The organism is Pseudomonas sp. IT-P294, assembly GCF_949767865.1.
Classification (GTDB): domain Bacteria; phylum Pseudomonadota; class Gammaproteobacteria; order Pseudomonadales; family Pseudomonadaceae; genus Aquipseudomonas.
In genome coordinates, this window is the sequence record NZ_CATKQW010000033.1 from 234,619 (window position 1) to 249,287 (window position 14,669).

The following is a 14,669-nucleotide window of genomic DNA, read 5'->3' on the forward strand; positions in this document are numbered from 1 at the left end:
AGCCGGTCGCATAATGCAAGAAAGCCCGGCGCTACAGCTACGGGCTCAGTCCAGACTCACTATGGAGGCACTGTGAAAGCATTGCAAGGCGTGGAAGATCAAGTGGTGTGGGTTGAAGAGCCCAGTCCTGCGTGTGATGTAGGACAAGTTCGGATTCGAGTGGCGGCTGCGGGACTCAATCGAGCCGATTTGTTACAGAAAGCCGGTCTTTATCCGCCACCGCCGGGAGCCAGTCAGGCACTGGGTCTTGAGTGTTCGGGGGTGATCAGCGAGGTCGGCGCGGGTTCGTCCTGGCAGGTCGGTGATCGGGTCTGCGCCTTGCTGGCCGGGGGTGGGATGGCCGAAGAGGTAGTTGTCGACGGACGGCATGTGCTGCCGGTTCCCGACGGAATGTCCTTGGCCGAGGCCGCTGCGTTGCCGGAGGTATACGCGACAGTTTGGCTTAATTTGTTTCAACTGGCCGCGCTCAAACCGGGTGAGAAAGTTCTCCTGCATGCCGGAGCAAGTGGAATCGGTTCAGCCGCCATTCAGCTGTGCAAGGCATTTGGCAACCCGTGCTGGGTCAGCGTCGGTTCCGCCGAACGTTTGGCCTATTGTGAAGCACTGGGTGCCCAGGGCGGGGCAGTGCGTACAACGGATCTGGACAGTTTGAGGGATCTGGGACCGTTCAATGTGATCCTCGACCCGGTCGGCGGTGACTACGCGGCGCTTAATCTGAAAATGTTGGCCCTGGATGGCCGTTGGGTGCTGATCGGCCTGATGGGCGGTCGTGAGGCGAAGCTGGATCTGGCGCAGGTGCTGGCCAAACGCGTGCAACTGCTGGGTTCGACGTTGCGCAGTCGCGACGATCAGTTCAAGGCGGATTTGTTCAGTGACCTCAGTCAGCACGTCTGGCCGCTGTTTGCTGAAGGGCGGTTGAGTCCGCAGTTGGCGAAGACGTTTGCGATCAAGGATGCCGAGGCGGCGTTTGCGGAGTTGGCGAGCAACAAAGTGGCGGGGAAGTTGGTGCTGATAATCGACGCAAGCCTGGCCTGACTATACAAAATCTGTGGGAGCTAGCCTGCTAGCGATGAACGATGACGCGGTTTTCCAGCTAAACCGCGTCGCTTGAATCGCGAGCAGGCTCGCTCCCACAGGGTTTTTGGGTTATTTCCAGAGATGAATCGGCCAGCCGGCTTTCTCGGCGTGCTCAAGCAACACCGGATCCGGGTTGACCACGTGGGGGAAATCCACCTTTAGCAGCAGCGGCAAATCATTGCGCGAGTCGGAATAGAAGCTCGCGCCTTCGAGGTTTTCCTCTTCCGCATCCAGCCACTCCAGCAACCGGGTGATCTTGCCTTCGCGGTAGGTCAGGGTGCCGACGGTGTTGCCACTATAAACCCCGTGCGCGACTTCCAGTTCGATCCCGAGAATCTCGTCGATGCCCAGCCGGTCGGCAATCGGCCGGACCAGGTGCGTGCCTGACGCCGAAATCACCAGAATCCGGTCGCCAGCCTTGCGGTGGGCGGCGATGGCCTTGGTGGCGTCGCTGAAGATGATCGGCTCGATGAAATCTTCCACCCAAGGCCCGACCAAATGGTCCACTTCTTCCGGTGTACGCCCGATCATCGGCTCCAGGCTGAAGGTCATGTACTCCTCCATCCGCAGCTTGCCGTGGCTGTAGGCGTCCATCAGTTCGTTGTTCTGCCGCATGAACGACTCCGGGTCGACCCAACCCAGGCGGCCCATTTGCTCGCTCCAGAGGGTGGCGCAGTCGCCGTGGATCAGGGTTTCGTCCAGATCAAAAATTGCCAGGGCCATCAGTGGTGTTCTCTTCGCGAACAGCTTCAAGCTTCAAGCTAAAAGCTGCAAGAGTGGATTGAGTTGCTCGGAAGTCTACAACTTGAAGCTTATGGCTTGAAGCTTGCCGCTGCTTTCAAGCTACTTCACGCAGGGCCGTCGGATCGATGGAAAGTGCCAGGCGCTGACCATCGGGATGCAAATCGGCCGCCGAGCGGTTCAGCACATCCACCACCAATTCCACGCCCCGGGCTTCGATCCGGTAGCGAATCACGTTGCCCAACAGGCTATGGCTGCGCACTTGCGCGTCAAGCTCGCCGTTCAGGCTCAGCTCGATGGCCTCCGGGCGAATCGCGATGCGATGGGTGATTGGCCGCTGTAGCAGCTTGGTTGCGCTGGCAGGGTCGAGCAAGTTGTAGTTGCCGATAAAACCGGCGGCAAAGACATCCACCGGGGCGGTGTAAAGGGTTTCGGCGTCGCCGCTCTGTACGATTTTTCCCTGATTCATCAGGAAAATCCGGTCAGACATGGTCAGCGCTTCTTCCTGGTCGTGTGTGACGAAGATCGTGGTCAGGCCCAGTTCACGCTGGATCTGACGGATCTGTTCGCGCAGGTGCTTGCGAATCCGCGCATCCAGGGCCGACAACGGCTCATCCAGCAACAACAACCGAGGCCGCGTGACCAACGAGCGGGCGAGGGCCACACGTTGGCACTGGCCGCCTGACAGTTGATGCGGGTAGCGGGCGGCAAAGTCGTTGAGCTCCACGAGACTCAGTACTTCGGTCACGCGTTTTTGGCTGTCGTCGGCGTTGACCTTTTGCATGCGCAAACCGAAGGCGACGTTCTGTTCCACGGTCATGTTGGGGAACAGCGCGTAACTCTGGAACACCATGCCAATTCCGCGTTTTTGCGGGCTCATCGGCACGAGATCGACACCCTCCAGCAGAATCTTGCCGCCATCCACCGAGGTCAGGCCGGCGATGCAACGCAGCAGTGTGGATTTGCCGCAACCGGACGGGCCGAGCAGGGTGACGAATTCACCTTTCTGGATTTCGCAGTTGATGTCGCTGAACACCGTGGTGCCCGCGTAGCTTTTCTGTAGGTGTTGGACGCTGACATAGCTCATTCGCTTTTGTCCTTGTTCAAGATATTGGCCGCCCAGGTCAGAACCAGCACAAAGAAGAAGTAGGAGATCACCAGCGCACTGGTGAAGTGGCCGCTGCTGTTACGCATGTTGTTGAGGTAGACCTGCAGGGTTTCGTAGCGGGTGCCGACCAGGATGTTGGCGAACACGAACTCACCGAACAAGAACGAGAACGACAGCAGCAACGCCACCATCAAACCCTTGCGCAGATTGGGCAGCACCACCAGGAACGCGGCTTGCCAGGTGCTGGCGCCGAGCAGTTGGGCGGCGTCCATCAGGTCGCGCAGGTTGATCGCTTGCAGGTTGTTGGTGATCGCCCGGTACATGAACGGCAGCGCGATGGTGAAGTAGCAGCCGATCAGGATCCACGGCGTACCCACCATCGCAAACGGCCCGGAACCGTAGAGCTGCAACAGCCCCACCGACGACACCACCGGCGGCACCGCGAAGGGCAGCAGGATCAGGATGTTCATCAGCGCATCGAGTTTGGGGAAGTGGTAATGCACCACGAACAGCAGCGGCAGGATCAGCACCACCGACAGGATCAGCGCGCCGACGCACACCAGCAACGATTGCCCGAACGCATGCAGAAAACGTGGATCGCTCCACAGCTGGATGTACCACTTGAAGGTAAAGCCGCTGGGCAGAATCGTCGCCGACCAATTGCTGGCGATCGAATAAATCAACGTCCCGGCCAGCGGCAGTAACAGAATCGCAAACAGCAGATACACCACGACGCGGTGATAGACACCGACAGGGCCCAGTTCAACGCGAGACATGGTAGCTCCTCTTCAACAGCAGCTGATGCACGATGGTCACCAGGGTCATCAATGCCACGAGCACCACGGCCAGGGCACTGGCCAGGTTAGGGTCCAGCGAGATGTCGCCGGAGACCATCGCCGCGATGCGGATTGGCATCACGTTGAAGTTGCCAGTGGTCAGCGCGTAGACCGTGGCGTAGGCGCCGAGAGCGTTGGCCAGCAGGATCACGAAAGTGCCGAGCAATGCCGGCGTCAGCACGGGCAGGCCGATATGCCGCCAGAACTGCCAGCTGTTGGCCCCGAGCAGTTCGGCGGACTCACGCCAGTCTTCGCGCAAGGCGTCGAAGGCCGGGTAGAGCAGCAATACGCCCAATGGAATCTGGAAGTAGGTGTAGAGAATGATCACCCCGGTTTTCGAGTACAGGTTGAAATCCTGAATGATTCCGGCCTGCTTGAGCATGATGGTGAAGCTGCCGTTGAAGCCCAGCAGAATGATGAACGCAAAGGCCAAAGGCACGCCGGCGAAGTTGCTGGTCATGTTGGCGAACGCATTCACGAAATTGCGCAGTTTAGAGTCGACCCGGCGCAGGGAATAAGCGCCCAACACCGAGATGATGATGCCGAATACGCTGGACCAGAAACTGATCTCGAGGCTGTACTGGATCGCCTGCATATAGAACTTCGAATTGAAGATCTTGGTGAAGTTGGCGATCCCCCAGCCGAACTCTTCCGATTGCAGGCTGTTGATCATCACCCAGACCAGTGGCGCGATCTCGAACACGATAAAGAACAATACGAAGGGCACCAGGCATAACGCTGCCAGCCATTTGCCGCGAGTCATGGCATTCACTTGAGCAGCTCCCGGCACACAGGTTTGTCATGGGGCGCACCCAGCAGTTCGCAGACGGTGCCGCAGATTTCAGTCTGTTTCGGCGTGGCGCCGGCGTTGAAGCTGAAGGCGTCGCCGAGGACGAACAGCGGCACTTCGCGCTCTTCCGGCAACAGGCCGTTGTGGGAGCGGTCGTTGTTCATGCCGTGGTCGGCGGTCACCAACACCTGATAGCCGCTGTCGAGCCAGCCTTGCAGGTAATCGGCGAGGATGATGTCGGCCGAGCGGGCGCTGTTGCGGTATTGCGGGGTGTCGAGGCCGTGCTTGTGCCCGGCGTCGTCGATGTTCATGGGGTGAATCAGTAAAAACGCCGGGTCATGACGCAGGCGCAGGTTTTCGGCGTCGGCGAACAGGTGTGAATCGGGGTAGTGATCTGTCCAGTAGAAGTGACCGTGCTGGATCGGCAGATCGGGGGCGTCGGTGTGGCGATCCCGTGCAGCCACGAACGGCGAACGGTTGTACAGCTCGCTGACCCAGTGATAGGCCGCGGCGGCTGTCGTCAGGCCGGCATCGCGGGCGTAGTGATAAATGCTGCGCTGGTTGGACAGGCGCGAGACGTTGTTATGGACAATGCCGCTCTCGATGGGCGCAACGCCGGTGAGGATGCATTCGTACAGGGGGCGGGACAGGGCCGGCAGTTCGCACTCCAGTTTGTAGAGCGCCGCGCGTCCTGCGCCGACATAAGCCTGCAGGTGCCCCATGGCGTGGCGCGCGACCTCGTAGTTGAGGCCGTCGAGCACGACAAGGATGACGTTGTGCTTCATAGGGGCAAAACTCCGCGAAACAGACATTCGAAAAACTTGAAATTCACACGGACCCGTGTGGGAGCGAGCTTGCTCGCGATAGCGGTTGTCCAGTCAACATCACCGTTGAATGTAAGTCCGCCATCGCGAGCAAGCTCGCTCCCACAGGGATCTCCATTAGCCCGTCAGATGGCGGGCTGCAGGATTACTTCATTTCGACGATGACTTCTTCGTTCCACTTCTGCGGCAGGGCCTTGGAGCTCTTCTCCCATGCATCCGCGTCCTTGATCGGCGTGACATTTTTATACTGCTCGTTCGGCAGCAGCTTGGCCTTGACGTCTTCCGGCAGTGTGATGTGCTCGGCGCGGATCGGACGGGCGTTGCCTTTCGCCAGGTTGATCTGACCGGCATCGCTGAAGATGTATTCGCGAGTCAGCTTGGCGGCGTTCGGGTTCTTCGCGTATTTGTTGATGATGGTGGTGTAGCCGGAAATCACCGAGCCATCGGAAGGGATCACCACCACGTAGTCATCCGGGTTGGCCATCTTGGCCCTGTAGCTCAGGCCGTTGAAGTCCCAGACCACGCCGACTTCGATTTCACCCTTTTCCATCGTAGCGATGGTCGGGTTGGCCATGGACAGGCGGCCCTGCTTGGCAATGTCTGCAAAGAACAGCAGCGCAGGTTGCAGGTTCTTCTCGTCGCCACCATTGGCCAGTGCTGCGGACAGTACACCGTTGGCGGCCTGGGCCGCGGTGCTCACGTCACCGATAGACACCTTGTATTTACCGGTTTTCAGATCAGCCCATTTGGTAGGCGCATCGGATTCGTGCAGCAGCTTTTTGTTGATGATGAAGGCGATGGTGCCGGTGTAGGCCAGTGCCCAGTTGCCGTCCTTGTCTTTGGCCCACTCCGGAACCTGATCCCAAGTGCTTGGCTTGTAAGGTTGCACCACGCCCTGTTTGACAGCGATAGGGCCGAAAGCGGCGCCAACGTCGCCGATGTCGGCACTGGCGTTGTCCTTTTCAGCGGCGAACTTGGCAATTTCCTGCGCCGAGCTCATGTCGGTATCGATGTGTTTCAGGCCGTAGTTCTTGGCCAGGTCTTCCCAGGTGCCTTTCCAGTTAGCCCAGTCATCGGGCATGCCGACGCTATTGACCGCGCCTTCCGCTTTCGCAGCGGCTTCCAGGGTTTTCAAATCATCAGCGGCCATTGCGGCGGTGCACATGGCAATGGTCGAGCCTAACAGTGATGCCAGGAAAAGCTTTTTCATCCGAAGCTCCTTTGGGCGTTTTCAACGCTGCGATTGCGGTTGTGTTGGTCTAGGTCAGCAATACCTGAGCCAATTTAGGCGCCGCTGATGACATTTTGATGTCGATGAGTGGTCGGCCACTATTTTTCAAACGCTAATGCTCAGGCTTGCGGGTAAGCGTAGACCATGGCTAAAGGGCTGATACGAAAGGACTTGGCCGTGATTTTGCAGATGTCTGACTCAACCGTTCGGCGGCTTTGTCATCTGCCAGTCACACGCAGTGCCTAGGCTTGCAGGGAGTTGATGGAGCCGGTTTGAGCGACGGTTCCGCCCCGAAACAGTGCTGGTCTAGTCCAGATAGGTAACGTTGATGCGCATTGAGACCACCAAAGCGGTGACAGCCATTGGTCAGGTTCTACAGGAACAGCTCGACCACGGCCTGCTGGCGTCCGGTAGCAAGCTGCCGTCCGAGCGCAAACTCAGTGAGTTGTTCGGTACCACGCGGATCACTGTGCGTGAAGCATTGTTGCAACTGGAGGCCCAAGGGCAGATTTATCGCGAGGAGCGCCGTGGCTGGTTCGTGTCGCCGCCGCGCCTGGCTTACAACCTGATGCAGCGCAGTCACTTTCACGCGATGGTCAGCGCCCAGGGGCGTGTGCCGTCCACCGAGGTGATTTCGGCGCGCTTGCAACCGGCGTCGGCGGCGGTATGTGCTTGGTTGCAGTTGCCGGCGTTGTCGAGCGTGATCCAGATCTGCCGGGCGCGGCGTATCGATGAGCGGCTGGTGTTGTACGTGGAGCACTACCTCAATCCGCAGTATTTTCCGGGGATTCTGGAGTTTGATTTGAATCAGTCGATTACCGAGCTGTACGCCAGGCACTACGACTTGCACTACGGGCGGGTTCGTTTCGAGATCGTGCCGACGGCGTTGTCGGTGGATGCGGCGGCGGCCTTACGGGTGTCGGTGGGAAGTCCGGGGCTGCGGATTGCCCGGGTCAATTATGACCAGCATGAGCGGTTGATCGATTGTGACCTGGAGTTCTGGCGGCATGACGCAATTCATGTCGGGGTGGATGTGGTTTGACTGGCGGGTTTGTCTGGAAGACCTGGGTGCCCCTATCGCGAGCAAGCTCGCTCCCACAGTAGATCTCCTGAGTATGCAATTTTGCGGCTGGCCAGGACCAAATGTGGGAGCGAGCTTGCTCGCGATGGCGTCCGTGCAGTCACTCCTGTTTTTCCTGCCCGCCGCCCGCCGTGATCACCTGCACGCTCATGCGCGGTGTCGCCAGATCCATTCCAGCCTCATCCAGATGCCGCTTGAGCGACAAATTGAACGCCCGTGAAACTTCCCACTGCTTGATCGGCGCGGTCTTGAACCGGGCACGAAGAATCGCGTTGCCGGACTCGAAACTCTCGACACCCTGGATCTCCAGTGGCGACCAGATGTTGCGGCGTTGCAGCGGGTCGGTGCGCATTTTCTGACCGACTTCGCGCATCAGTTTGATCGCTTCGTCGATGTCCATGCTGGAAGGCACCGCGACCCGGAAGATCGCGTAGCCGAATTCCCGCGAATAGTTCTTGATGCTTTTGATTTCGCTGAACGGAATGGTATGGACGATGCCGTCGATGTCACGCAGCCGCACGGTGCGGATGGTCAGGCCTTCGACGGTGCCCAGGTGACCGCCGACGTCCACGTAGTCGTCGATGGCCAGGGAGTCTTCGATGATGATGAACAGGCCCGTGATCAAGTCCGCGACCAGCGACTGTGCACCGAAACCGATGGCCAGGCCGATCACACCGGCACCGGCCAGTAGCGGCGTGACGTTCATGCCCATGTTCGCCAGCGCGACGATCAGCGCGATGATGAAAATCGCCACGAACAGCACGTTGCGGATCAGCGGCATCATCGTCTGCGCGCGCGCGTTTGCCAGGCCTTTGCGTGAGCGGGTCAGGGCGTGGTGCACGGCGGTGTCGCTGAGGATCCAGACCAGCCAGGCAAAAATCAGCGTGCCAGCGAGGCTGAACAGTTTGACGCTGATTTCATGGCCTTCACCTTCGGTGAAGCCGATCAGCGACATGCCCCAGACACGCAGGCCCAACTCGATGAACGCCAGCCAAACCAAGAGATGGGCGAGGTTGTAGAAGAAGCTTTTCAGGCGCTCCGAATACAGCGCATGACGTTTCACCCCGCGTTGCGGTTTCAGCGAATGGCGCCGCACCAGGCCGTTGATGACCATGCACAGCACCAGCAGCACGGTGCAGATCAGCGACTGACGCAGTGCGGTGCTGGTATCGCCGGCCGAGACAAACGTGGCGAACAGCGAGATGCCCACCAACACCAGGGCCGGCACGTACCAGAAGGTCCCCAGAATATCGATGGTGTCGCTGAGCGCGCGGCGGGTCAGGCGGCGGGACAACGGTTGGTTGCGGATCAGGTGCGCGATCGGTCGACGAAAGCGCAGGATGAACAGCCCCGTGGACAGCGCCGCCAGGACGTTGGCCACGGTGGCTGCGGTGTGAGCCAGGTGCGTGCCGAGGCTGGTGACCAGGCGCGGATCGCTCAGCGCTTCACCGAAGGCCGCAAAACTGCCGATCAGCCACAATGGCCGAAACGCTTGATGCCGCAGGATGTACAAGGCGCGATGGCGATGGGGGCCATCGAGCACGGAAAAGGCGATGACACAGATGGCCGAAAAACAGGTGCCGACCACCAGCGCATACGCCAGCACCATGGCCAGGCTTTTGCCCAGTGACGAGGGCAGGGCGTAGCTCATGTAGACCGTGATGACCAAGGCAATCAGCCACGGCCCGAGTTTGCGCAGGGCAAAGCGCAACATGTCCAGGGCCTTGGGGTGTTGCGGCAGCTCTTCAGTCAGGCCGAAGCGCATGCGCACCCGGTGACCGACCCAGATCAGCGCGGCGGCCAGCAGGCTCCAGACCATCAGGATCATGGCGAAAGCGAAGATGATCGGCAGCCATTCATTGGCCGGCAACATCAAGTCCATCAGCTCATCCTCGGCCAGGGCAAACTCCTCGGACCAGCGCGTGAGCGGGCTGTCGGCCCCGGAAAACTGCTTTTCGAAAGTGGCCAGCGTGCCGCCGATCAGGCCGAGAACGCCTTCCTCTGCGGTCGGCTGGGCTTTTTTGGTGACATCGCGCAGTTTCTTCAGGTCGGCCAGCAACTTTGTCCGTTGCTGATCGTTCTCCAGCGACTTGATGACTTCGTCCAGCGATTGTCCCAGCGGGGCCTGTGCTTCTGGCTGGGCCTTGGTTGAACTACCGAGCAGGCTCGGCAAACCAACCGCTTGCGCAGGCGCCATCGGCAGCAGCGTCATCAGGCAGACAAGGAAAAAATACGGCAGGGCGAAAAGACGAGCGAGCACTAGGCGGTCAACCTCGGGATGAACGGATTGGCCGAGTGTACGAGCCCGTCAAAATCAATGCGAGTCGGGGGAGGATTTATTCGTTGAGTTTGGCGAGGATCTTGAACACTACCGTCGCCAGGATCGTCAGCATGCCGATCCACATGGCGAATACACCGGCGTTTTTGTCGCGAAAGTTGAAGCCGATTGCCAGCAGGATCATCCCTGCAAGAATGGGGATCAGCATGGCGTGGAACGAAGACAACGTGATCATGGGTGACTGCCTTGTCGGACGGGTATTTAAAGTCTAGGTGGCTTTTGGACGACCGTTGGTGAGGTGTGCTGGATCTTTAAATCAGCGGGGTCTAAGCCGACGCCATCGCGGGCAAGCCCGCTCCCACATTGAAATGCATTCCAGTGTGGGAGCGGGCTTGCCCGCGATAGCGTCAGTGATTACGGCAGCTCTTGGCAGGCGTAGAACGCGCTCAGCACTTTGACCAGGTGCGCCAGGTCGTGGCTGCCGCACAGTTCGCGGATCGAGTGCATGGCGAACGTCGGCAGGCCGATGTCCACGGTGCGCACGCCCAGATGGCTGGCGGTGATCGGGCCGATGGTCGAGCCGCAGCCCATGTCGCTGCGCACCACGAAGCTCTGCACCGGCACTTCTTCGGCCATGCACAGATGGCGGAAGAACCCGGCGGTTTCGCTGTTGGTGGCATAGCGCTGGTTGCTGTTGACCTTGATCACCGGGCCGGCGTTGAGTTTCGGGCCGTGGTTGGCATCGTGCTTGTCGGCGTAGTTGGGGTGCACGCCGTGGGCGTTGTCGGCCGAGACCAGCAGGGATTTCTGAATGGTGCGTACGAACTCGTCACCTTCGGGCAGCAGACGACGCAGGGTTTGCTCAAGCATCGGGCCATCGGCGCCGCACGCCGAGCAGGAGCCGACTTCTTCGTGGTCGTTGCACACCAGCACGCAGGTTTCGTCGGTTTCGGCGGTCAGCAAGGCTTGCAGGCCGGCATAGCACGACAGCAGGTTGTCCAGGCGCGCGCCGGCGATAAAGTCGCCATGCAGGCCGATGACGGCGGCGCTTTGGGTGTCGTAGAAGCTCAGCTCGTAGTCGAGCACCACATCGGCATTCAAACCGTGCTCCAGCGCAAGCTGATTGGTCAGCACGGCGCGGAAGTCCACCCGCTCGTCACCGGCAAATTGCGCGAGGATCGGCGGCAGTTCGGTCTGTGCGTTGATCGCCCAGCCCATGTTGGCTTCACGGTTGAGGTGGATAGCCAGGTTCGGGATCGTGGCGATCGGAGCCTTGAAATCGATCAGCTGGCTTTCGACCTTGCCGTCGCGGCGGAACGTCACGCGGCCGGCCAGGGACAGGTCGCGGTCAAACCACGGCGCCAGCAGCGCACCGCCGTAGACTTCGACACCCAGCTGCCAGAAACCCTGACGCTGCAGCTCCGGCTGGGGTTTGACCCGCAGGCACGGACTGTCGGTGTGGGCGCCCACCAGGCGAATCCCGCCATGCAGGGGCGAATGGCGTCCCATCTTGAACGCGACGATCGAGGAATCATTGCGGGTGACGTAGTAACGACCGTTGGCTTCGGTGGTCCACGGCTCGCGCTCGTCCAGACGCACAAAACCCGCCGCTTCCAGGCGTTGGGCAAGGCTGGCGGTGGCATGGAACGGGGTAGGGGAGGCCTTGAGGAAGTCGATCAGGCCTTGGTTCAACTCTTCGCGCATAAGAAGCTCCAGACAGCAGTGGCGCAAGTTTACCGTATTGAAAGCGCAAAGTGCGGCGGCGCAAAACTTGTGGGAGCGGGCTTGCCCGCGAAAGCGGACTCACATTCACCGTTGATGCTGATGCATCGCCATCGCGGGCAAGCTCGCTTTCACAGGGTTATTGCCTGCGCTTAAAACGGTGCCGGGCACTCGAAGCGCAAGCGTTCGCCGGTCTGAGGATGGGTGAAGCTGAGCATGCTGGCGTGCAGGCACAATCGTGGCCAGGCTGCCAGGGCTTGCTCGTGGGCATAGAGGCCGTCGCCCAGCAGCGGATGACCGATGGAGAGCATGTGCACACGCAACTGGTGGGAGCGACCGGTGATCGGCGTCAACTCGACGCGGCACCAGTCGCCACAACGCTCCAGCACACGCCAGAACGTCAGGGCATGTTTACCGAATTCGTGATCGACAACATGGCGCGGCTTGGTCGGCGGATCGTAGCGCAAGGGCAGGTCGATGCTGCCGCTGTCCAGTTCCGGCTGGCCCCAGCACAGAGCGGTGTAGGCCTTTTCGGTTTCGCGGTCGTGAAACTGCCGAGACAGCTCGCGATGAGTGTCCGGGTCTCGGGCCAACAGAATGATGCCCGACGTTTCCCAGTCCAGGCGATGGACGATTCGTGCTTCCGGGTAGCCGTTTTCTTGCAGGCGGGTAATCAGGCAATCCTTGTTGTCATCGGCCCGGCCAGGGACAGAGAGCAACAGGGTCGGTTTATCCACCACCAGTACGGCGGCGTCCTGATGGATGATGCGGATGTTGGACAGCGGCATTAAAACAGCCTCGTAACAAACGCCAACGGCGACTCAGGCCCCTTCCAATGAAAGAAGGGCCCTGAGCCGCCGTGGCTCCCGCTGGATCGACTAGCGATCCGGCAGGGTGATATTGAGTTCCAGGATCGAGCAGCTGCCCTGGTTTTCCAGAGCGACGTGCACGTCATCGGACCCGATATTGACGTACTTGCGGATTACTTCCACCAGTTCCTTCTGCAAGGCTGGCAGGTAGTCCGGTGTACTGCGTTGGCCGCGTTCATGCGCCACGATGATCTGTAGACGCTCTTTCGCTACCGACGCGGTGCTGACCTTTTTGCTGGCACGAAAGAAGTCAAAAAGATTCATTATCTACCTCCAAACAGGCGCTCGAAGAAACCCTTCTTCGTCACATCGAGAAAACGATGTTCCACGGTTTTGCCCAGCAGACGATCGACCGCATCGCTGTACGCCTGGCCGGCGTCGCTCTGGTCGTCGAGAATCACGGGCACGCCCGAGTTGGAAGCCTTGAGTACCGCTTGGGACTCCGGAATGACGCCCAGCAGGGCGACTGCCAGGATTTCCTTGACGTCTTCCACGCCCAGCATTTCGCCATCGCTGACGCGTTGCGGGTTGTAGCGGGTCAGCAGCAAGTGTTCCTTGATCGGCTCTTCGCCGTTTTCGGCGCGACGGGATTTGCTGGCCAGCAGGCCGAGCATGCGGTCCGAGTCACGTACCGAGGACACTTCCGGGTTGGTCACGATAATCGCTTCATCAGCGAAGTACATCGCCAGGTGGGCGCCTTTCTCGATACCGGCCGGGGAGTCGCAGACCACGTATTCGAAGTCTTCCTTGAGCGCCATCAGGACTTTTTCCACGCCTTCGACGGTCAGCGCGTCTTTGTCGCGAGTCTGGCTGGCGGCCAGCACGTAGAGGTTTTCGAGGCGTTTGTCTTTGATCAGCGCTTGCTGCAGGTTGGCTTCGCCGTTGACCACGTTAACGAAGTCATACACCACGCGACGCTCGCAACCCATGATCAGGTCGAGGTTACGCAGACCAACGTCGAAGTCGACGATAACTGTTTTGTGACCGCGCAGAGCGAGGCCGGTACCGATAGCGGCGCTGGTGGTGGTCTTACCCACACCACCCTTGCCGGATGTAACCACTAGAATCTTGGCCAAGGTGTTTCACCCCTAAGGAAAAAGGACATTTAGCCCCTGAAAAACATCTCTTGAAAAACTACTGCAGTCGGACAGCCTTGGCTGGAATCCGGTCCAGAACAGCGATAAACACTGCTTTTGGCCTTTTTCCTACTTCGTTTGAGCCGTTTTCGCTACGTTTTAGAGATGCTTGGAAAATGCGGCAGTATCCGTTAAAGCCGAATGATGTTCAACACGTCGCCTGACAGGCTGACTTGCACACCCGAACCCCATAAAGGATCGCGGCGCAAATCTTCGGAAACCTTGTAGTGGCCGGCGATGGAGACCAGTTCAGCGCTCATTTGCTGACAGAAAATCCTGGCTTTGGTGTCGCCTTTGACGCCGGCCAACACGCGACCGCGCATCGGGCCGTATACATGGATGTTGCCATCGGCGAGAAGTTCCGCACCCGGACTGACCGACGAAATCACCACCAGATCGCAACCCTGGGCATATATCTGCTGGCCACCACGTACTGGCGACGTGATGACTTTTGTCGGTTTGATCGTCGGCTCAGGTGGCTTTTCCGGTTTTTTCTTCACCTGGCCTTCCAGTGAGTCCAGGGGACGCTCACGGGCACCGGACGGCGGCAGCACCGGCAAATCGACGGCAATGGCGGCCGCGATGTCTTCGATGCGGCTGGCGCGAATCGCCAAGGTGCGCAGGCCATGCTGGCGGCAAACGCGCATCAGCCCCGGCAGATCGACCGCGCCTTCGCTGGCCGGGAGTTTGTCCAGGGCCAGCACCAACGGCGCGTTGCTGAAGAAATTCGGCGCCTGAGCAACCTTGGCGGCCAGTTGCCGATCAAGGTTCTCGAGGTCGTTGCGGGCCAGTTCCAGCACCGTAATGGCGAGCATGCTGCCCTTCAGCTGGAACACGGGATCTTGGTCTAGCGGTTCGGTTTGGCTCATGGTCGGCATACAACGGCTTGTCACTAAAAGTGCCGAGACTTATAACGAGAACGCCCGCAAGCCGCAAGCCGGGTCGAACGATGTAGAATGCGCGGCCATTGTCTTTC

15 protein-coding genes are annotated in these 14,669 nt (G+C 59.6%); 2 read left to right on the forward strand and 13 right to left on the reverse strand.

All coding sequences use genetic code 11. The features are described from left to right. Positions 1-72 precede the first annotated feature (72 nt). Positions 73-1,035, forward strand: a complete 963-nt coding sequence (locus tag ACM6I0_RS20110) for a zinc-binding dehydrogenase (RefSeq protein ID WP_414923094.1) — start codon at positions 73-75, stop codon at positions 1,033-1,035. Between the two features lie 111 nt (positions 1,036-1,146). On the opposite strand, the gene ACM6I0_RS20115 is transcribed toward ACM6I0_RS20110, so the two are convergent. The 6 genes from ACM6I0_RS20115 to ACM6I0_RS20140 form a co-directional block, all read right to left on the reverse strand. After that, entirely contained in the window at positions 1,147-1,800 is a 654-nt protein-coding gene (locus ACM6I0_RS20115; protein ID WP_008145849.1) for an HAD family hydrolase, read from the reverse strand. Between the two features lie 115 nt (positions 1,801-1,915). After that, a complete protein-coding gene (locus tag ACM6I0_RS20120; RefSeq protein WP_285436429.1) occupies positions 1,916-2,905 on the reverse strand; it encodes an ABC transporter ATP-binding protein in 990 nt (329 codons plus the stop codon). Next, on the reverse strand, positions 2,902-3,702 hold the full coding sequence (locus ACM6I0_RS20125) for an ABC transporter permease (RefSeq protein ID WP_285436430.1): 801 nt from the start codon (positions 3,700-3,702) through the stop codon (positions 2,902-2,904). Before ACM6I0_RS20125 ends, ACM6I0_RS20120 begins: the two co-directional genes overlap by 4 nt. Next, positions 3,689-4,534, reverse strand: a complete 846-nt coding sequence (locus ACM6I0_RS20130; protein WP_222585344.1) for an ABC transporter permease — start codon at positions 4,532-4,534, stop codon at positions 3,689-3,691. Before ACM6I0_RS20130 ends, ACM6I0_RS20125 begins: the two co-directional genes overlap by 14 nt. Beyond that, a complete protein-coding gene (locus ACM6I0_RS20135) occupies positions 4,531-5,337 on the reverse strand; it encodes an alkaline phosphatase family protein (protein ID WP_414923095.1) in 807 nt (268 codons plus the stop codon). The genes ACM6I0_RS20130 and ACM6I0_RS20135 overlap by 4 nt, the downstream gene beginning before the upstream one ends. Positions 5,338-5,521: 184 nt before the next feature. Continuing rightward, complete coding sequence (locus tag ACM6I0_RS20140) at positions 5,522-6,586, reverse strand: ABC transporter substrate-binding protein (protein WP_285436433.1); 1,065 nt, start codon at positions 6,584-6,586, stop codon at positions 5,522-5,524. Positions 6,587-6,935: 349 nt separating this feature from the next. Here ACM6I0_RS20140 and ACM6I0_RS20145 point away from each other — a divergent pair, with 349 nt between their 5' ends. Beyond that, positions 6,936-7,649 (forward strand): UTRA domain-containing protein, encoded by a 714-nt coding sequence (locus ACM6I0_RS20145; RefSeq protein WP_090181765.1) that lies wholly within the window; start codon positions 6,936-6,938, stop codon positions 7,647-7,649. A gap of 139 nt (positions 7,650-7,788) precedes the next feature. On the opposite strand, the gene ACM6I0_RS20150 is transcribed toward ACM6I0_RS20145, so the two are convergent. From ACM6I0_RS20150 to minC, 7 genes are all read right to left on the reverse strand, one after another. Then, positions 7,789-9,948: a mechanosensitive ion channel family protein gene (locus ACM6I0_RS20150; protein WP_285436434.1), complete on the reverse strand. Its 2,160-nt coding sequence runs from the start codon at positions 9,946-9,948 to the stop codon at positions 7,789-7,791. 76 nt (positions 9,949-10,024) lie between these two features. Next, positions 10,025-10,201: a hypothetical protein gene (locus ACM6I0_RS20155; RefSeq protein ID WP_167360485.1), complete on the reverse strand. Its 177-nt coding sequence runs from the start codon at positions 10,199-10,201 to the stop codon at positions 10,025-10,027. Positions 10,202-10,380: 179 nt separating this feature from the next. Continuing rightward, a complete protein-coding gene (locus tag ACM6I0_RS20160; RefSeq protein ID WP_285436435.1) occupies positions 10,381-11,670 on the reverse strand; it encodes a M18 family aminopeptidase in 1,290 nt (429 codons plus the stop codon). 170 nt (positions 11,671-11,840) lie between these two features. Beyond that, complete coding sequence (locus ACM6I0_RS20165) at positions 11,841-12,476, reverse strand: RluA family pseudouridine synthase (protein ID WP_030131660.1); 636 nt, start codon at positions 12,474-12,476, stop codon at positions 11,841-11,843. A gap of 90 nt (positions 12,477-12,566) precedes the next feature. Next, complete coding sequence (gene minE / locus ACM6I0_RS20170; protein WP_007898843.1) at positions 12,567-12,821, reverse strand: cell division topological specificity factor MinE; 255 nt, start codon at positions 12,819-12,821, stop codon at positions 12,567-12,569. Continuing rightward, on the reverse strand, positions 12,821-13,633 hold the full coding sequence (gene minD / locus ACM6I0_RS20175; RefSeq protein WP_090181772.1) for a septum site-determining protein MinD: 813 nt from the start codon (positions 13,631-13,633) through the stop codon (positions 12,821-12,823). The genes minE and minD overlap by 1 nt, the downstream gene beginning before the upstream one ends. A gap of 191 nt (positions 13,634-13,824) precedes the next feature. Continuing rightward, positions 13,825-14,562 (reverse strand): septum site-determining protein MinC, encoded by a 738-nt coding sequence (minC, locus tag ACM6I0_RS20180; protein ID WP_414923096.1) that lies wholly within the window; start codon positions 14,560-14,562, stop codon positions 13,825-13,827. Between the last annotated feature and the right edge of the window lie 107 nt (positions 14,563-14,669).